The 18512-nt window shown below is 64.3% G+C and carries 17 protein-coding genes and 2 tRNA genes; 12 read left to right on the plus strand and 7 right to left on the minus strand.

Annotated features, from left to right (window positions below):
- Window positions 1–25: 25 nt before the first annotated feature.
- Window positions 26–1612, minus strand: a complete 1587-nt coding sequence (locus MSIMFI_RS15120) for a glycoside hydrolase family 13 protein (RefSeq protein WP_191497814.1) — start codon at window positions 1610–1612, stop codon at window positions 26–28.
- Window positions 1612–2007: a globin gene (locus MSIMFI_RS15125; RefSeq protein WP_186243926.1), complete on the minus strand. Its 396-nt coding sequence runs from the start codon at window positions 2005–2007 to the stop codon at window positions 1612–1614. Before MSIMFI_RS15125 ends, MSIMFI_RS15120 begins: the two co-directional genes overlap by 1 nt.
- Window positions 2008–2137: 130 nt before the next feature.
- Here MSIMFI_RS15125 and MSIMFI_RS15130 point away from each other — a divergent pair, with 130 nt between their 5' ends.
- The 3 genes from MSIMFI_RS15130 (at window position 2138) to MSIMFI_RS15140 (ending at window position 3557) form a co-directional block, all read left to right on the plus strand.
- Window positions 2138–2779 carry an HNH endonuclease gene (locus MSIMFI_RS15130; protein ID WP_186243925.1) on the plus strand — a complete coding sequence of 214 codons (642 nt, stop codon included), beginning with the start codon at window positions 2138–2140 and terminating at the stop codon, window positions 2777–2779.
- Between the two features lie 87 nt (window positions 2780–2866).
- Window positions 2867–3103: an aa3-type cytochrome oxidase subunit CtaJ gene (gene ctaJ / locus MSIMFI_RS15135; protein WP_186245886.1), complete on the plus strand. Its 237-nt coding sequence runs from the start codon at window positions 2867–2869 to the stop codon at window positions 3101–3103.
- The gene (locus MSIMFI_RS15140) at window positions 3090–3557 is read left to right on the plus strand and encodes a DUF5130 domain-containing protein (RefSeq protein ID WP_191497815.1); all 468 of its coding nucleotides are present in this window, start codon (window positions 3090–3092) and stop codon (window positions 3555–3557) included. Before ctaJ ends, MSIMFI_RS15140 begins: the two co-directional genes overlap by 14 nt.
- Window positions 3558–3618: 61 nt before the next feature.
- Here the strand turns inward: MSIMFI_RS15140 and MSIMFI_RS15145 are convergent, their stop codons facing one another.
- Together MSIMFI_RS15145 and pepN are read right to left on the minus strand one after the other, a co-directional pair.
- Window positions 3619–5079 carry a PPE family protein gene (locus MSIMFI_RS15145; protein WP_191497816.1) on the minus strand — a complete coding sequence of 487 codons (1461 nt, stop codon included), beginning with the start codon at window positions 5077–5079 and terminating at the stop codon, window positions 3619–3621.
- 734 nt (window positions 5080–5813) lie between these two features.
- Window positions 5814–8420 (minus strand): aminopeptidase N, encoded by a 2607-nt coding sequence (gene pepN / locus MSIMFI_RS15150; protein ID WP_191497817.1) that lies wholly within the window; start codon window positions 8418–8420, stop codon window positions 5814–5816.
- A 196-nt stretch (window positions 8421–8616) separates the two neighbouring features.
- Between pepN and MSIMFI_RS15155 the strand changes: the two genes are divergently transcribed.
- From MSIMFI_RS15155 to MSIMFI_RS15170, 4 genes are all read left to right on the plus strand, one after another.
- Complete coding sequence (locus MSIMFI_RS15155) at window positions 8617–8892, plus strand: hypothetical protein (protein ID WP_191497818.1); 276 nt, start codon at window positions 8617–8619, stop codon at window positions 8890–8892.
- 99 nt (window positions 8893–8991) lie between these two features.
- Window positions 8992–9627, plus strand: a complete 636-nt coding sequence (locus MSIMFI_RS15160) for an Rv2466c family mycothiol-dependent reductase (protein WP_191497819.1) — start codon at window positions 8992–8994, stop codon at window positions 9625–9627.
- A 48-nt stretch (window positions 9628–9675) separates the two neighbouring features.
- The gene (locus tag MSIMFI_RS15165; RefSeq protein ID WP_191497820.1) at window positions 9676–10155 is read left to right on the plus strand and encodes a ribose-5-phosphate isomerase; all 480 of its coding nucleotides are present in this window, start codon (window positions 9676–9678) and stop codon (window positions 10153–10155) included.
- A 9-nt stretch (window positions 10156–10164) separates the two neighbouring features.
- A complete protein-coding gene (locus MSIMFI_RS15170) occupies window positions 10165–10971 on the plus strand; it encodes an Fpg/Nei family DNA glycosylase (RefSeq protein ID WP_191497821.1) in 807 nt (268 codons plus the stop codon).
- Between the two features lie 494 nt (window positions 10972–11465).
- Here the strand turns inward: MSIMFI_RS15170 and MSIMFI_RS15175 are convergent, their stop codons facing one another.
- Together MSIMFI_RS15175 and MSIMFI_RS15180 are read right to left on the minus strand one after the other, a co-directional pair.
- The gene (locus MSIMFI_RS15175) at window positions 11466–12662 is read right to left on the minus strand and encodes a serine hydrolase domain-containing protein (protein ID WP_191497822.1); all 1197 of its coding nucleotides are present in this window, start codon (window positions 12660–12662) and stop codon (window positions 11466–11468) included.
- Between the two features lie 30 nt (window positions 12663–12692).
- A tRNA-Gly gene (locus tag MSIMFI_RS15180) sits at window positions 12693–12763 on the minus strand.
- A 143-nt stretch (window positions 12764–12906) separates the two neighbouring features.
- Between MSIMFI_RS15180 and MSIMFI_RS15185 the strand changes: the two genes are divergently transcribed.
- The 4 genes from MSIMFI_RS15185 (at window position 12907) to clpP2 (ending at window position 15836) form a co-directional block, all read left to right on the plus strand.
- Window positions 12907–12983 (plus strand) — tRNA-Pro (locus MSIMFI_RS15185).
- Window positions 12984–13038: 55 nt separating this feature from the next.
- Window positions 13039–14496 carry a trigger factor gene (gene tig / locus MSIMFI_RS15190; protein ID WP_191497823.1) on the plus strand — a complete coding sequence of 486 codons (1458 nt, stop codon included), beginning with the start codon at window positions 13039–13041 and terminating at the stop codon, window positions 14494–14496.
- Between the two features lie 105 nt (window positions 14497–14601).
- Window positions 14602–15204 carry an ATP-dependent CLP protease proteolytic subunit ClpP1 gene (gene clpP1, locus MSIMFI_RS15195; RefSeq protein ID WP_191497824.1) on the plus strand — a complete coding sequence of 201 codons (603 nt, stop codon included), beginning with the start codon at window positions 14602–14604 and terminating at the stop codon, window positions 15202–15204.
- Window positions 15201–15836 (plus strand): ATP-dependent CLP protease proteolytic subunit ClpP2, encoded by a 636-nt coding sequence (clpP2, locus tag MSIMFI_RS15200; protein ID WP_191497825.1) that lies wholly within the window; start codon window positions 15201–15203, stop codon window positions 15834–15836. The genes clpP1 and clpP2 overlap by 4 nt, the downstream gene beginning before the upstream one ends.
- Window positions 15837–15897: 61 nt before the next feature.
- Here clpP2 and mmuM read toward each other — a convergent pair whose 3' ends face one another.
- Window positions 15898–16788, minus strand: coding sequence for a homocysteine S-methyltransferase (gene mmuM / locus MSIMFI_RS15205; protein WP_191497826.1), 891 nt, complete (start codon window positions 16786–16788; stop codon window positions 15898–15900).
- Between the two features lie 279 nt (window positions 16789–17067).
- Here mmuM and clpX point away from each other — a divergent pair, with 279 nt between their 5' ends.
- On the plus strand, window positions 17068–18348 hold the full coding sequence (gene clpX / locus MSIMFI_RS15210; RefSeq protein WP_186243913.1) for an ATP-dependent Clp protease ATP-binding subunit ClpX: 1281 nt from the start codon (window positions 17068–17070) through the stop codon (window positions 18346–18348).
- Window positions 18349–18512 lie beyond the last annotated feature (164 nt).

An 18512-nucleotide genomic window follows, 5' to 3' on the forward strand; every position in this document is an offset into this window, starting at 1 on the left:
CAGCGCCGTAACGCGACACGACTCGTCAAACCAGCCAGGCCGCGCTGTCCGGAGGCAGCTTGCCGTCGGCCAGCGGTGCGCTGGTTAGAAGAAGTTCTCCCGCCGGCAGCGCAATCGGACGCTCACCCGCATTGAGCGCACAGACCAACCCACCGCCGCGCCGCCGGAATATCAGCGCATCCTTGCCCGCAGCCAGCCAATCGATCAGGCCGCCGTCGAATTCGCCACGCCCCCTGCGTAATTCCAATGCATGTTGGAAGAACGACAACATCGAGTCGGCATCCTTTTGCTGCCTTTCGACGGTCAGGTCCGCCCATTCTGCCGGCATCGGCAACCACGTGTCGGCAGACGTGGAGAACCCGAACGGGGGAGCGTCGCCGGACCACGGAATCGGCACCCGGCAGCGATCGCGGCCGCGTTCGGTGTGCCCCGAGCGTTTCCAGGTCGGGTCCTGCAGAACTTCATCAGGCAGGTCCACGTCGGGCAAGCCCAACTCTTGCCCGTTGTAGATGAAGACCGCCCCGGGCAGGGCGAGCATCAGCATCGCCATCGCCCGCGCCCGGCGCAGCCCGATCCCGCCGCCCCCGTACCGGGTGACTTCCCTGCCCACGTCGTGGTTGGCCAGGGTCCAGGTTGGGATGGCGTTTTCCAGCGCCGCGGCCTCTAACGAATTCTGCACTGCCGCGTGAATCTCGGCGGCATCAAATCCGGTTCGCGTGAGCCGGAAATTGAAGCCGAGGTGCAGTTCGTCGGGTCGCACGTATTCGGCCCATTGCGCGTTGTCGGTGACCCATACCTCGCCGACGGTTACCGCGCCCGGGTAGTCGTCGATGACCGCGCGGATATCGCGGTGGATCGCGTGCACATTCGGTCGGTTGAAACGTGGGTCGTCGTCGGTGTGGCGCAACACCACGGTGGCGTCCTGGGTGTCCGGCAGGCCTGGCGGCTTGGCCATCCCGTGCGCCACGTCTATGCGGAAGCCGTCCACGCCGCGTTCCAGCCAAAAGCGCAACGTCTTCTCGAAGTCGTCGAATATCTCCGGGTTATCCCAGTTCAAGTCCGGCTGCTCGGTATCGAAGAGGTGCAGATACCACTGGCCCGTTTTGCCGTCTGCTTCAACCACCCGCGTCCAGGCCGGCCCGCCGAACACCGATTCCCAGTTGTTCGGCGGCAGCATCCCGTCGGGCCCGCGGCCGTCGCGAAAGAAGTAGCGATCGCGCGCCGCGCTACCCGGGCGGGCGGCCAGTGCCGCCTGGAACCAGGGATGCGCCGAACTGGTGTGATTGGGCACCACGTCCATCGTGATCTTGATGCCGCGCTGGTGTGCTGCGGCGATCAGCCGCTCGAACGCGGCCATCCCGCCGAACAGCGGGTCGATGTCGCGGGGATCGGCGACGTCGTAGCCGTGGTCGGCCATGGGTGAGACGGTGACCGGGTTGATCCAGAGCGCATCGACGCCGAGGCGTTCCAGGTGCTCCAGCCGGCCGGCAAGCCCGTCCAGGTCGCCGACGCCGTCGCCGTCGCTATCGGCGAACGACCGGGGATACACCTGGTAGAACACCGCGGACTGCCACCATGGGCCATCGCTTGGGCCTGTTTCTTGACCTGCCATCAAAACGCGGCGTTGACGAGAGAATGGGCGGCCATTTCGAGGTAGGTGAGCAACTCGCGGCGGTGCTCGTCGTCGAGGGTTGCCGAGTCGATCGAGGCGACAGCGGTCTGCATGCACCGTAACCAGGCGTCGCGCTCGATGGGTGTGATCCGAAATGGCGCGTGCCGCATCCGCAGGCGTGGATGGCCACGCCGATCGGAGTAGGTTCGTGGGCCACCCCAGTACTGCTCGAGGAACATCCGCAAGCGTTCCTCGGCGCCCGACAGATCCTCTTCGGGATAGAGCTGGCGCAGTATCTCGTCCTCGGCGACCTGCTCATAAAAGCGCGAAACGATTGCGTGGAAGGTCTCGGCGCCGCCGATAGCGTCATAAAAAGACTCTGTCTTCTGATCCATCCCCTCCATTGTGGGCCATTTGTTGCGGCCGACGGTCAGCCCCCGCTGTTCACCGGATCGACACGGCGTGGCTTCGGCATTTGGCGTGCAGTCGGCAGCAAATCATGGTGGACTGTTCCGCGGAGGATCCATGGCGCATGCGAAGAAGCGCCGCAGCCACCGCAGTTCCGGTGCCGCGGCAGGCGTAACCGGGCCCGCATCATGCCTGCACAGCGTCGAAACCCATCCGCCTAACCGCCACGAGAGCTCATCAATTTGGAATCGCCGCCGGGTGCTGCTTCTGAATTCGACCTACGAGCCCCTTACCGCGTTACCGATGCGGCGCGCGATCGTCATGGTGATCTGCGGCAAGGCCGACGTGGTGCACGACGATCCAGCCGGACCCGTTATCCACTCGGCGACCAGGTCAATCGTGGTGCCCTCAGTGATCCAGCTGCGGTCCTACGTCCGGGTTCCCTTTCGGGCCCGGGTTCCCATGACCCGCGCCGCGCTGATGCATCGCGATCGTTTCTGCTGTGCCTACTGTGGCGCTAAGGCCGACACGGTCGACCACGTGGTGCCACGCAGCCGCGGTGGTGACCACTCGTGGGAGAACTGCGTCGCCTGCTGTTCGACCTGCAACCACCGCAAAGGTGACAGGCTGCTCACCGAACTCGGCTGGGCGTTGCGCCGTGCGCCGCTGCCGCCGACGGGACAGCACTGGCGGCTGCTGTCGACGGTCAAAGAACTGGACCCGTCGTGGGCGCGATACCTGGGTGAAGGCGCGGCTTAAAGGGTCTGACTGCCCGGCTCTCCTCGGATTGTGTCCTGGGTGCGCCGATAGCGCCTCCGGTGGGATACGGTTTGGGTCGTGAGCGCTATGGAGATCCACCTCTTCTTCGTCGGAATTCCGTTGTTGCTGGTGGTAGTGCTGGCGGGGCTGATCTGGTCCCGCAAGGGACCTCACCCGGCAACCTACGAACTGTCGGAGCCGTGGACGCATCCGCCGATCCTGTGGGCCGCAACCGACGAGGATGTCGGTAACTCCCACGGCGGGCACGGCGGACACGGCGGATCAGAGTTCACAGTGGGAGGTGGCGCAAGTGGCACGTGGTGAAGTTGCGACGATCGAGCCCGGCGAGCTGCCCAAAGGCTGGGTGCTCACGACCAGCGGACGGGTCTCCGGGGGTACCGAGCCCGGGGACCTATCGGTCCACTACCCGTTCCCGATCAAAGACCTCGTCACCATCGACGATGCGCTGAAATACGGCTCGCGGGCGTCGAAGGCGCGGTTCGCCATCTACCTCGGTGACCTGGGCAGTGATACCGCCGCGCGAGCCCGCGAACTGTTGGCCAAGGTGCCGACGCCGGATAACGCGGTGCTGCTTGCCGTCTCGCCCGACCAGTGCGCCATCGAGGTGGTCTACGGCTCCGCGGTCCGGGGTCGCGGCGCGGAGTCGGCGGCTCCGCTTGGAGTTGCCGCCGCGTCGTCAGCGTTCGAGCAGGGCCACCTGGTCGACGGGTTGGTCAGCGCGATCCGGGTGCTGAGCGCGGGGATTTCCCCTCCGTAGCCTCGTCGGTGTGGGTGGTCGACAGCAACCACAGCTCTCAGGCGCAACACCTGGAACTTTGTCAGACACACTCTGGTGTGAAGTTCGGGTGGGAACGCATGTCCTGCGAATCCAGCGGAGCTTGATCCACCGTGCCAAGACCTGGACTTGAATCCCACGTGCTAGGCAACATCGGCACCCGCAGGCCGCCCCCAAATTCGCCATTGCCCAACGTCGACAACCCAACAGGCTGTCGGGGCGCACCGTCGTGCGTAGTCCCGACAAACCCTGACATTCTGGCACCCCGCTCGGAGGCCACTACCCCCGACTCACCCGAAGAGTTCCCTACCGTCGAAACCAATCTCGCGTCCGGGGACACAGCCGAAACACCGGGCGGCGGCTGGACGGTGTTCACTGCAATGACCGCATCCGCCGCGGAGCTGGCGGTCGAGGTGATGCTCGCCGGCGGCGCGACCGCTCCCGCGGCGATCCCGGTGGTAGGTAAAGAGCCAACACCGGCTTGAGGCAAAGCGGATGAAAATCCCACCGATTGCGCCGCAATAGCCATACCTCCGAGGAGCTCACGTATCGCCTGCGCCACTGCCGCGGCTGCCTGGTCGAGCGCCCAGGACAGCGTTCCCAACACCTTGCCCAGGAACTCAGCCACCAATGCCACGACTGCGTCCATCGCGCGCACTGTGATGTAGAGAAAGAGTATTACCAGTTGGACGTCCAACAAGAACAATGCGAGCAGGTCGGTCATGAGTACGTTCAGCATGTGCAGCAGCTGAAGCAGATAGCCCGCTATCAGGACCACGTACGCCACCAGCCATTGGCCCAGGTAGAAGATCAGTTCCACGCCGAAGGCGAATACCTCGCTAGCCAGAGCGGCCACCGCCTGGCTCACCACTTGGGCGAGAGTTTCGATCAGCTGCCAGATCACGTCCCACCAAGGGGGGTGGGGGAGTGTCAGGAGCGGAGCACTGTCGGCGAGGTGACCGACGCCGGGTTTGACCAGCACCGGTGCCGGCGGAGTATGTGGCAACACCGCCAACGCGGCACCCGAGGCCGCCTCGTAAGCGCCCATCACGGCAGCGGCCTGGATCCACATCCGCACATAGTCGGCCTCGTTGAGCGCGATCGGGATCGTGTTGATCCCAAAGAAATTCGTCGCTACCAACACCCCATGAATGACATGGTTGGCAGCCAATTCTTCCAATGTCGGCATCCCCGCCAACGCGGCGCTGTACCCCGCGGCCGCGGCCTCATGCTGAGCAGCCACCGCGGCGCAGTCTGCGCTCGCCTGAGTCAACCACCCCGCATACGACATGTGCGCCGCCACATAGCTTTCCGCGCTTGGACCCTGCCACGCGCCGACTTGCACCGCAGCCAACAACGCGGTGAGCTCTCCTGCCGCGCAAGCATATTCATCGCTCAGCGACGTCCACGCTGCCGCCGACGACAGCAACGGGCCGGGCCCGGGACCTAGTAACGACGCCGAATGCACCTCCGGCGGTATGGCTCCCCAGTCAGGCATGACCATGTATGAGTACCTCAGCGTGAGTGCCCAATCCCACCGTGACTGCGTGGGACGCCTCATCAGCTGCCGGCGAAATCACAGTCGTGATCAGCTGCCGCCGCCTCGGGTGAGCCGTCACCAGTGGGCCCGTATGCGCATCCGGTTCCCTCATCGGTGCGGTCCCACTCGAAAGCACCTCCGTAACGTCCTGCACAGTCCTCCTCTAGTCGAGAGCCGGGCCCCTCCGTGCAGTGGCCAAACCTGGAAGCTGCTGAAAAGCGTTGCCCATTCGCGTCATCCGCAACACGGCCATGTTGCCCGTGACGATCCAAAGCAAGTAGTTACTGCAGCTATGTCGGAGTTGCTAGGGTTAAATCGTCCCCTGAACATGACATGACGAGACGAAGTGCATCTGATATGAAGTGCCGATGAGGTTTGGGGTGCATAACGTTTCGGCGATGCACTAAATCCGGGTCAAGGTGCACGCGATTGCGGACATGTGTCACATCAGCCGGTTTTGGTTGGCCTGCGGTGACGCGCTTGCATTCCGATCGGGGTAGCCAGCCGCCGAACCGCCACGTGTTCAAAACAAAGGCGGAATTCGTTTCGGCAGTTGATAATTGGCTGAATTTCTACAGTGGTGTGCGCTTTCTGCACTTTCCTGAGGCTTGTGTTGCCCGATCACACTGCTCTGAATACGAGCCATGGGTGGCGCGTAGCGCCGGCTCCGCAAAAGCGCCACACTCGCAGGGGCGTGTTCATGCAGCGTCGAACCGGCGTGCTTTCAACGCTCGCTTCACGGCGGCCTGGCCCTCCAGCACCAATCGTCGCAACGCTGGCGGTACCTCTGATTCCGGGGCTGTCAAAAACTCGTCGGCAGCAGCTATGCCTTCTTCGGTGATGTCCGAGTAGGGGTAGAGGCCGACCACCACCGACTGGGCGACTTCACTGGATCGCCGCGCCCAAACCCCGGGGATCGCTTCGAAGTAACGCGCGGTGAAGGGCTTGAGCAGCTCGCCCTGCCCAGGCGCCGCAATGCCCGCGATCATCGCGCGGCCAACGGCGTTGGCCAGGGTGTCATCCTCGACCACCGTGGTAAATGCCTTGTCCTTGACGTCGAGTTGCGGGCGCGCCGCGGAGGCCTGGGCGGCATACCGCTTGCCGGCAGCCGTCAGGTCGCGCTCCGCTTCGGCGTCGATCCTTGGTGATGCCGGTCCGTCGGCGTCGATGGCGCCCGCGGTTGCCAGTGCCGTCACGATGCGCCACCGCAGGTCGGTGTCCACCTTCAAGCCGGCCAGCCCCAGCTCCGCGGGGTCCGAAAGGCCTGGGTCGAGCAGACCCGCCAGCGTCTCCACGTGCCGGGGCGACAATACCGACGAGCACAGCGCGTTGATGTATGCGAGCTGGTAATCCGATCCGGGTTGGGCCGCACGCGCCAATTCCAATAGCCGGTCGGCGAATTGCGGCCAGCCGTGCTCGCCGGCCCACCCCGGTTCGGCGTATGAGCCCAGCGCTGTCTGCGCTTGCAGCAATAGTCGCTGCAGGACCCCAATCTCGGTTTCGGCGTGCACCCCGCCGGTCACCAGCGACACGAAGTCGCGAGCGCGCAATTCGGCCTCGCGGGTCATCTCCCAGGCCGCCGACCACACCAGGGTCCGTGGAAGCGGCTCAGCGATGTCGGCGATGCGTTCCAGCGCGGTCTGCAGTGACTGGGTGTCGAGCCGCAGCGAACAGTAAGTCAGGTCGTCATCGTTGACCAGGATCAGTTTGCCGCGTGAAATACCAACCAACGCGGGAACTTCCGCACGTGCACCGTCGAGATCAAGTTCTTCCCGGTGCACCCGCACCAGTTTGCCGGTTCCCCCCGAAACGTCTTCGTCGTAAATGCCGACCGCCACCCGATGCACCCGGGTCTCGCCGGCTCCGGGCGCCGCGCCGCTTTGTGTTACCGCGAACCGGGTGAACTTGCCGTCGGCATCGACGTCGAAATCCGGACGTAAGGTGTTGAGTCCGGTGGTTTTCAGCCACTGCTGACCCCAATTCGACAGGTCGCGCCCGGACGCCTTTTCGAGTGCGGCCAGCAGGTCGTCAAACGTGGCATTGCCGAATGCGTGAGTGCGGAAGTAATCCCGCAGCCCGGCTAGGAATTGCTCCAGGCCCACGTAGGCGACGAGCTGTTTGAGCACCGAAGCGCCTTTGGCGTAAGTGATTCCGTCAAAGTTCACCTCAACCGCGGCCAGATCGGGAATGTCGGCCGCAATCGGGTGCGTTGACGGCAGCTGGTCCTGGCGGTACGCCCACGATTTGTCGACGGTCGCGAAGGTAGTCCATGCCTGGGTGTACTCGGTCGCCTCGCTTTGGCACAGCACGGACGCGAAGGTGGCGAAGGACTCGTTGAGCCACAGGTCATCCCACCAGCTCATGGTCACGAGGTCGCCGAACCACATGTGGGCCATTTCGTGCAGCACCGTCTCCGCGCGTCGCTCGTACGAAGCCCGAGTGACCTTGCTGCGGAAGACATAGTCCTCGAGGAACGTCACCGCACCGGCGTTTTCCATCGCGCCGGCATTGAACTCCGGGACGAACAGCTGGTCGTACTTGCCGAACGCGTACGGTAAGCCAAAATGCTTGTGGTAGAAGCCAAATCCCTGCTTGGTTTCGGCAAACAACCGCTCGGCATCCATGTGCTCGCCCAACGAGGCCCGGCAATATATGCCCAGCGGGATTTCGCCGTGTTCATCGCGGTATGTGTCGTTCCAGACGGCATAGGGCCCGGCAATCAGCGCTACCAGGTAGGTGCTCATCCGCGGTGTGGTGGCGAAGGTATGCACGCCGTTTGCGACGTTCGTGGTCGCGCCGTTGGAGATCACCTTCCAGTGCTTGGGCGCCGTCACTCGCACGTCGAAGGTGGCTTTGAGGTCGGGTTGGTCGAAGCAGGCGAACATGCGCTTGGCGTCGGCGGTTTCGAATTGCGAGTACAGGTAGGTCTCGCCGTCGACCGGGTCGACGAAGCGATGCAGGCCCTCGCCGGTGTTGGAGTAGCGGCAGTCTGCGTCGACGATGACGACGTTGCGGCCAGCCAGTCCCCGCAGCGGAATCCCGGTCGATTCGTCGTACCCGGACACGTCGAGGTCATGACCGTTGAGGCTGGCGCTGCGCACCGTGTCGGCGGCGATGTCGATGACCGTATCGGCGCCGGCGAGTGCGTCGAATACCACGGTGGTGGTGGACCGGAAGGTGTGTTCGCCGGGACCGCCCCCAACACCTGAGCCGTCGGTCACGTCAAGGTTGATCTCGTAACTGTCGACGGTGATCAGGGCGGCGCGTTCGACAGCCTGGTCGCGTGTGAGGTTTGGAAGGGCCACGCGCTACAACTTATCGACAGCCGCGCACACACGTGGATTTTGGTCGCTGGGTGGTTGTCGGCCAACGACGAGCACCCACGATTTCACACAAACGCACCATCTCTCGGCTGCGTCCTCGGTAGCGTCCAGCACAGCAGTCCCGGAGATGCTGAGGAACTAGTCACGTTGCGGTAACGGCGGCTCCGGCAGTATCCAGGTGCATACCGGTGACGGCGGTGCCGGCGGTGACGGTGGTGACGGCGGCGATGGCGGCAACGGCGGCGATGGCGGCAATGGCGGCGCCGGCGGTGCAGGTGGGCTGCTGGGCCACGCCGGCGGGTCCGGTGTCGGCGGCGCCGGGGGCAGCGGTGGAACCGGCGGTGCCGGCGGTGCCGGTGGCGCGGGTGGTACCGGGAGTTCGGTCGGTGGCGCGGGTGCGGACGGTGGCAGCGGCGGAATGGGTGCTGCAGGCACGCCGGGCGAGCAAGGCTGATCGGGGCTGACGCGGCTTTCATGCAGTCAGCGGGAACACACTCATCGCGGCGGCGGTTGTGCTGAGCGATTGTTCGACCGTCAACGAGAGGACCGCGCAATGCCCGACAAGGCCCCGGAGAAATCCCCCGCGAAAGACCAAGCCGATTTCTGGTTTGATCCGCTGTGCCCGTGGTGTTGGATCACCTCGCGCTGGATCCTCGAGGTGGAGCAGGTTCGCGACATCGAGGTGAACTTCCACGTGATGAGCCTCGCCATACTCAACGAAAACCGCGAAGACCTGCCAGAGCAATATCGCGAAGGCCTGGCGAAGGCATGGGGGCCGGTGCGAGTGGCGATCGCCGCCGAGCAGGCCCACGGGGCGGGCGTATTGGATCCGCTGTACACGGCGATGGGCACCCGGATTCACAACGAGGGCAACAAGGACCTCGACGAGGTCATCAAGCTATCGCTGGCCGACGCCGGCCTGCCCGCGGAGCTGGCCGCCGCCGCTACCAGCAACGCCTACGATGACGCCCTGCGCAAGAGCCACCACGCCGGGATGGATGCGGTCGGCGACGACGTCGGCACGCCGACCATCCACGTCAACGGTGTGGCGTTCTTCGGGCCGGTGCTCTCGAAGATTCCCCGCGGCGAGGAGGCCGGCAAGCTCTGGGATGCCGCGGTGACGTTCGCGTCCTACCCACACTTCTTCGAGCTCAAGCGAACCCGCACCGAGCCACCCGAGTTCGACTGAGCCGGGCGCTCGGCGGGTGCTGCGACGGTGTCGGGCACAATGTCCGGCATGCGCGTCTACCTCGGTGCTGACCACGCCGGATTCGAACTCAAGCAGCAGATCTTCGAGCACCTGAAGAAATCTGGACACGAGCCGATCGATTGCGGCGCGTTCAGCTATGACGCCGATGACGACTACCCGGCGTTTTGCATCGCGGCCGCGACGCGCACGGTGGCTGACCCCGAGAGCCTGGGCATAGTCCTCGGCGGATCGGGTAACGGCGAGCAAATCGCCGCCAACAAGGTCCCCGGCGCCCGTTGCGCACTGGCGTGGAGCGTTCAGACCGCCGCGCTGGCCCGCGAACACAACAACGCCCAGTTGATCGGCATCGGCGGCCGCATGCACACAGTCGCCGAGGCATTGGCCATCGTCGACGCTTTCATAACGACGCCATGGTCGAAAGCCCAACGCCACCAACGGCGTATCGACGTTCTCGCCAAATACGAGCGTACCCACGAAGCGCCGCCAGTGCCCGGCGCACAGGTCTGAAAGATTTCCGTGCCCGAGGGGCATACCCTGCACCGCCTGGCCCGGCTGCATCAGCGCCGGTTTGCCGGCGCGCCGGTGGCGGTCTCTAGTCCGCAGGGCCGATTCTCTGATTCCGCCGCTGCCGTGGACGGTCGGGTGTTGCGGCGCACCAGCGTGTGGGGCAAGCACCTTTTCCACCACTACGTAGACGGTCCGATCGTGCATGTACATCTCGGGCTCTACGGCACCTTCACTGAGTGGGCACGTCCCGCCGACACACCGCTTCCGGAACCGGTCGGCCAGGTGCGGATGCGGATGGTCGGCGCCGAATACGGCACCGACCTGCGCGGCCCGACGGTGTGCGAGGTGATCGATGAGGGCCAAGTCAGCGACGTGGTGGCTCGGCTGGGACCCGACCCGCTCCGCAACGACGCTGACCCGGCGTGGGCATGGGCTCGGATCGCCAAGTCCCGCAGGCCAATTGGAGCACTTTTGATGGACCAAACGGTCATCGCCGGCGTGGGCAACGTCTATCGCAGCGAGTTGTTGTTTCGGCACCGTATCGATCCCTACCGGACCGGGCAGCGGATCTCCGATGCCGAATTCAACGCGGCATGGACCGATCTGGTGGCGCTGATGAAGATCGGCTTGCGCGGCGGCAAGATCATCGTGGTACACCCCGAGCACGACCACGGGCCGCCCTCGTACCGGCCCGGACGGCCTCGCACTTACGTTTACCGGCGCGCTGGCGAGCCGTGTCGCGTATGCGGCGCGACGATCCATACCGCGACGCTGGACGGCCGGAATGTGTTTTGGTGTCCGACCTGCCAAGTGTGATTTTCCGCACTGGCAGCGCCATGGAACGCCATGGAATCAGCCCCTCGCCTTCAGTTTCGCTTCAGCTCACCTGGGTATTGATGCACGCATGAAGAATTTTTCACGTTTAGCTGCAACGACTTTCGCAATGACTATCGGTTTGGGCCTGGCGGGCTTGGGTGTCGCGACCGACGCGCAGGCGCGGCCGGCTCCGTTCCCGCAATGGTGCCCAGGTGATTTTTGGGATCCGGGCTGGGGCAACAACTGGGACTGGAACTCGTGCCACGAAAACTGGCCAGGGCCTGGACCTAACCCCCATCCTCAGCCCGGCTACGGGCCCGGGGGGCCCGGGGGCCCCGGTGGACCCGGTGGGCCTGCACCCGGACAGCTCGGGCCCGGGGGACCCGGAGGACCTCCGCCCGGACAGCTCGGGCCTGGCGGACCCGGTGGACCCGGTGGACCCGGCGGACCCGGTGGACTCGGGCCCAGGTAGGCGTCGCGCCTACTCTGCCAGCTCAGCGGATGCGTTCGTTCGGGTTAGCGCCGAGAACCCCGTAGACCTCGTTGCTCAGCGCGACGCTCCGCGGATCGGCGTTGGCCTTGCTGGGGTCGAACCGGTTCATCACATACGCATAGCCGATCCGGTACTCCAAGTCGACAAACCCGAACGAGCCACCCAGTCCTCCGTGACCGAAGATTCGCCGATTGGGCCCGTTGATGCCGCGCTGGTTGAGCATGTAGCCCAGGCCCCACCCGTGGTCGGCAACCCGGGGGCCGAGCACCAGATCGGTGTCGAAGCCACCCTGTGAAACCCGGACCAGGTCCATGTGCTCACGGCTGAGTACCTTCTCGCACGCAAGCGCGTTGTAGAAGGTCGCCAATCCGAGCGCCGACACCTGCCCGTTGGTACCCGGGAACTCGAGCTGACGCCACAGTGTGAGGTCGTTGGAGCCCAGTTCGTCGTCGGGGGCGAATCCCATCGACACCGACAGTGCGGCCTTGGGGTGTTCATCCAGGCTGGTCGGGTAGCCGGGAGCGTCGACGTCGGCCAGCAATTGCCGGGCGTGTGGTTTATTCACGCGATCCGCGCAGCGACGTTGCTGGAAAGGCGACAAGCCGATGTGGATGTCGGCGCCGATCGGTTCGGCGATCTCAGTGCGCAGGTATTGCCCGACCGTGCGACCGGTAACCCGGCGGAACACCTCGCCGAGGATGAAACCGAAGGTGGTCATGTGGTAGCCCTGCGCGGTGCCCGGTTCCCACCACGGTTTCGCGATCGCCAGCTGGTCGCAAACGAAGTCCCAGTCGGCGACGTCCTCCCAGCTCATCCGCTTGTTCGGCCCGATCACGCCGGAGCGGTGGCTCAGCACCATGGCCAGCGTGATGGCTTCCTTGCCCGATTGACCGAATTCGGGCCAATACTTGGCAACCGGCGCATTCAGATCGAGTTCACCGCGGTCGGCGAGTTGGTGGACGCAGGTGGCCGTCAGCGCCTTGGTACCGGACAGCACGGTGGCCAGGGTGTCTTCCCCCCAAGGCCGGGTCCCGGCGGCGTCAGCCGTACCGCCCCACAAATTGACGACGAGCTGCCCGTCCACCCACACCGCAACGGCAGCGCCGACTTCGTTGCGCAGCGCGAAGTTGCGCTCGAACGCCGCACGCACTCCGTCGAATTTCGGCGCGCATGAGCCTTTGATTTGGACGTCGCTCATGGCGCCTTTCTTGAGCACACAATCAGCTCGAGCGGGCGACGGGAATCGAACCCGCGTCGCTAGTTTGGAAGACTAGGGCTCTACCATTGAGCTACGCCCGCGTGTATTAGTCGAGCGAGACTGTACGTGGTGGCGGAGATCAAATCTAATCGACGCTGTTATGTGACCGCTCTGTGAGGACCCGGGTCCCCGAGAGGTGTGTGCGAGGCTGGACCCGCCGGGCCGTAGGATCGCGAGGTCAGTGCGGGGTGTAGCGCAGCTTGGTAGCGCATCCGCTTTGGGAGCGGAAGGCCGCAGGTTCAAATCCTGTCACCCCGACCAGCCCAGCGTTGCAGCTACGGCTACGGCCGCCCGAAACGACACAAGGAGCACACCCGTGAAGAGCACCGTCGAGCAGTTGAGCCCCACTCGGGTTCGCATCAATGTGGAGGTGCCTTTCGCCGAGCTCGAGCCCGATTTCCAGCGGGCCTACAAAGAGCTGGCCAAGCAGGTGCGGCTACCGGGCTTCCGACCCGGCAAGGCGCCCGTCAAGCTGCTCGAGGCACGTTTCGGGCGGGAGATGATGCTCGACCAGATCGTCAACGATGCATTGCCCAGCCGGTATGGACAGGCCCTGGCTGAGTCCGAAATCCAACCGCTTGGCCGGCCCAACATCGAGGTGACCAAGAAAGAGTATGGCCAGGACCTGGCCTTCACCGCCGAGGTCGACGTCCGACCCAAGATCACCCTCCCGGACCTGAGCGCCTTGACGGTCTCGGTGGATCCGATCGAGGTCGGCGACGACGACGTCGACGCCGAACTGCAGTCATTGCGGGCTCGGTTCGGCACGCTGACCGGAGTGGATCGGCCGGTCGCAGTCGGCGACTTTGTCTCGATCGACTTGTCTGCCACGGTCGACGGCGAGGACGTACCGGGCGCCGCCGCCGAGGGACTGTCCCACGAGGTCGGCTCCGGGCGGCTCATCGCAGGTCTCGACGATGCGCTCGTCGGCCTATCGGTTGATGAGTCCCGAGTCTTTACGGCCAAGCTGGCGACCGGCGAGCACGCCGGCGACGAAGCGCAGGTCACCGTCACGGTCAAGTCCGTTAAAGAACGCGAGCTTCCGGAACCCGACGATGAGTTCGCGCAATTGGCAAGCGAATTCGACACCATCGAGGAACTGCGCGCCAACCTCGGTGAACAAGTGCGCCAGGCTAAGCGCGCCCAGCAGGCGGAGCAGATTCGCAACGCCACGATGGACGCTCTGCTTGAGCGGGTCGACGTGCCGCTACCGGAGTCGTATGTGCAGGCCCAGTACGACAGCGTCATACACAGCGCCCTCAGCGGCCTCAACCACGACGAGGCCAGGTTCAATGAACTGCTCGTCGAGCAAGGTTCGTCGCGCGAGGCGTTCGATGCTGAGGCACGCGCCGCATCAGAGAAAGACGTCAAGAGGCAGCTGCTGTTGGATGCTTTGGCCGATGACCTGAAGATCCAGGTCGGCCAGGACGACCTGACGGAACGACTGGTGACGACGTCTCGGCAGTACGGCATCGAGCCGCAGCAGCTGTTTGGATACCTGCAAGAGCACAACCAGCTGCCGTCCATGTTCGCGGATGTCCGCCGCGAGCTGGCCATCAAGGCAGTGGCCCAGGCGGCGACGGTCACCGATACCGACGGCAACACGATCGATACCAGCGAGTTCTTCGGCAAGCGACCCGAAAATGACGTGACGGACTTGTTGGACGAAGCCGATGAGAAGGCTGAGGAGGCTGAGGAAGCCAAGGAAGCCAAGGAAGCCAAGGAAGCCGGGGAATCCGACTCGGCTGACAAGACCGATGAGGCCACGACTTGACGCTGTGAGCGAACGCGCCCATTTCAGGGGTGCGTGACCGCCAAACGGCCGTCTCGGTTGGTTAGTGTCGATGCATACAGAACTCTAGAAAGCAGGTGTCCCACTGTGAGCCAAGTGACTGACATGCGTTCGAACTCGCAGGGTCTCAACCTGACGGACTCGGTCTATGAGCGCTTGCTCTCCGAGCGCATCATCTTCCTGGGTTCGGAGGTGAACGACGAGATCGCTAACCGGTTGTGCGCACAGATTCTGTTGCTTGCCGCCGAAGACGCGACCAAGGACGTCAGCCTCTACATCAACTCACCGGGCGGATCGATCAGCGCGGGAATGGCGATCTACGACACCATGGTGCTGGCGCCGTGCGACATCGCCACCTACGCGATGGGCATGGCCGCTTCGATGGGCCAGTTCCTCTTGGCGGCAGGCACCAAGGGCAAGCGCTACGCGCTGCCACACGCCCGCATCCTGATGCACCAGCCGCTGGGCGGGGTGACCGGCAGTGCGGCCGACATCGCCATTCAGGCCGAGCAGTTCGCCGTCATCAAAAAGGAGATGTTCCGGCTCAACGCCGAGTTCACCGGCCAGCCGATCGAACGCATCATGGCGGATTCCGATCGCGATCGCTGGTTCACCGCCCAAGAAGCCCTGGAATACGGGTTCGTCGACCACATCATCACCCGCGCCCAAGTCAATGGAGAAGTGAAATGAATCCTCAGATCCCACCCCAGGCGCGGTACATCCTGCCGTCGTTCATCGAGCACTCCAGCTTTGGCGTCAAGGAGTCCAACCCCTACAACAAGCTGTTCGAGGAACGCATCATCTTCCTCGGTGTCCAGGTAGATGACGCGTCCGCGAACGACATCATGGCGCAGCTGTTGGTGCTGGAGTCCCTGGACCCCGACCGCGACATCACCATGTACATCAACTCGCCGGGTGGCGGGTTTACCTCGCTGATGGCGATCTACGACACGATGCAATACGTGCGGGCCGACATCCAGACCGTGTGTCTGGGTCAGGCCGCATCGGCGGCCGCGGTGCTGCTGGCCGCCGGAACGCCGGGCAAGCGTATGGCCCTGCCAAATGCACGCATGCTCATCCATCAGCCGTCGTTGTCGGGCGTGATCCAGGGACAGTTCTCCGACCTGGAGATCCAGGCCGCCGAGATCGAGCGGATGCGCACGCTGATGGAGACGACGCTGGCCCGCCACACCGGCAAGGACGCCGCCGTGATTCGGAAAGACACCGACCGGGACAAGATCCTGACCGCCGAAGAGGCCAAGGACTACGGCATCATCGACACCGTTCTCGAGTACCGGAAGCTTTCCGCGCAGACCGCCTAACGGTTCGCTCGTCGCGAGCGTAACCGCACTGCGAAAATCAGCACCGGAAATCGCAGCCTAGTTACGCTCGCGGGCATACGGCGGCCGCCAAGGCCGCAATGTCTGCCGGGCCCACTCGGCAGCATCCGCCGACAATGCGTGCCCCGGCCGTCACCCACTGTGGGGCGAGCCGAGCGTCGAATCGCGACGGCCCTGTCCAGGCGCGGCCATCCCAGCGTTCACCGCTATTCGGGTAGACGATCACCGGCTTACCGACCTCGGCCGCCAGGCCGATAGCCGGTAACACGTCGTCGGGCGCGCAGCAATTGACCCCGACCGCGACGATCTCCGGTACTCCTTCCGCCACTGCGAACGCATCGGCGAGTGGTTGCCCAGCGCGGGTGCATGTTCCGTCGATCGTGTAGCTGAGCCACGCCGGCGCGCCGAGCTGGCGCACCAATTCGACGAGCGCTTCGGCTTCGTCGACATCGGGGATGGTTTCGAGAGCGAACACGTCGGCGCCGGCGGCGGCCAAGACCTCCAGCCGCGGCCGGTGCCATCGGGTCAGCGCCGCGACGGACAGTCCGTAGCGGCCGGGGTATTCGGACCCATCGGCGAGCGCGGCGCCGTATGGCCCGACCGAGGCGGCGACCCGGAGGCCCTCGATGCCGACTTCATCTCGGGCGATCATTGCAAGTTCGACGCTGCGGCGCATCATCGCGATGGCCCCAAAGGGACCGTCTCGCTCGATCCCGTGCGCCGCAAAGCCTTCGAACGACGCCTGGTAGCTCGCGGTGGTCGCGATCATGGCGCCGGCACGAAAGTACGCGGCGTGCACGGCGGTGATCTTGTGCGGGGCGTCCAGCAGCAACCTCGCCGACCACAACGGGTCAGACAAATCCTCACCGCGTGCCTCGAGCTCGGTGGCCAGACCGCCATCGCTGATCAGCACGGAATCGCCGACCAACTCCACACGGTCACTGTAGGGTGATTTTCGAGGGCCTGCTCAAGATGGCGTAACGAGCGCGACACGCCAGAGACACGGATTGCGCGTCTCGACGAGTGACAGGACCCGTCGGGCTATATGTTTCATTCAGACGAAGAGGCAGGAAATCCCGTGAATATCAACGAAGCTATTCGCCGTTAACGGTCGCACGGGGCCGCAATAAGCGGGTAGCGTCGGGGATTACACGCGGCACAGCAAGACGAACAGGCGACAAGGAACCAACCAGGAAGTAGGCCCTGAAGCATCATGGCGCGCATCGGAGACGGCGGTGACCTGCTTAAGTGCTCGTTCTGCGGAAAGAGTCAGAAACAGGTCAAGAAACTCATAGCGGGTCCCGGTGTGTACATCTGCGATGAGTGCATCGACCTGTGTAACGAAATCATCGAAGAGGAACTCGCCGACGCCGACGATGTCAAACTCGATGAACTGCCCAAGCCCGTCGAGATCAGGGAATTCCTCGAGGGCTACGTCATCGGGCAGGACACCGCGAAGCGGACGCTGGCCGTGGCGGTCTACAACCACTACAAGCGGATCCAGGCCGGCGAGAAGGGTCGTGACTCCCGCTGCGAGCCGGTTGAGCTGACCAAGTCCAACATCCTGATGCTCGGGCCCACCGGTTGTGGCAAGACCTACCTGGCCCAAACGCTGGCCAAGATGCTCAACGTGCCGTTCGCCATCGCCGACGCCACCGCGCTGACCGAGGCCGGTTATGTCGGTGAGGATGTCGAGAACATTCTGCTCAAACTCATTCAGGCCGCCGACTACGACGTCAAGCGCGCCGAGACCGGAATCATCTACATCGACGAGGTCGACAAGATCGCCCGCAAGAGCGAGAACCCGTCCATCACCCGCGACGTCTCCGGTGAGGGCGTGCAGCAGGCGCTGCTGAAAATTCTGGAGGGCACCCAGGCATCGGTTCCGCCGCAGGGCGGCCGCAAGCACCCGCACCAGGAGTTCATCCAGATCGACACCACCAACGTGCTGTTCATCGTCGCGGGTGCGTTCGCTGGGCTGGAGAAGATCATCTACGAGCGGGTCGGCAAGCGCGGCTTGGGCTTTGGCGCCGAGGTCCGCTCCAAGGCGGAGATCGACACCACCGACCACTTTGCCGAAGTGATGCCCGAGGACCTGATCAAGTTCGGCTTGATCCCGGAGTTCATTGGTCGCCTCCCGGTGGTGGCCTCAGTGACCAACCTGGACAAGGAGTCGTTGGTCAAGATTTTGTCCGAGCCAAAGAACGCTCTGGTCAAGCAGTACATCCGGCTTTTCGATATGGACGGCGTGGAGCTGGAGTTCACCGACGACGCGCTGGAAGCGATCGCCGACCAAGCGATTCACCGCGGCACCGGCGCTCGGGGCCTGCGGGCGATCATGGAAGAAGTCCTGCTGCCCGTGATGTATGACATCCCGAGCCGCGACGATGTCGCCAAAGTCGTGGTCACCAAGGAGACGGTGCAGGACAACGTGTTGCCGACGATCGTGCCGCGCAAGCCCTCGCGTGCCGAGCGCCGCGACAAGAGCGCCTAGTTATCGAGCCGGCCCCGGCGGCTGTCGCCGGAAAGCGTGATTAGCGATCACGTTCGGGAAGTGACCAATACCACAGTTTGGTTTTGTTGCCTCCACCGGCCCGCGCTGACTTCGGCTTTAGCTGGCTACTCGCCGGTAGCAGGGCTGCGGAGCCGGCCAAACAT

Source organism: Mycobacterium simulans (assembly GCF_900232995.1).
Classification (GTDB): domain Bacteria; phylum Actinomycetota; class Actinomycetes; order Mycobacteriales; family Mycobacteriaceae; genus Mycobacterium; species Mycobacterium simulans.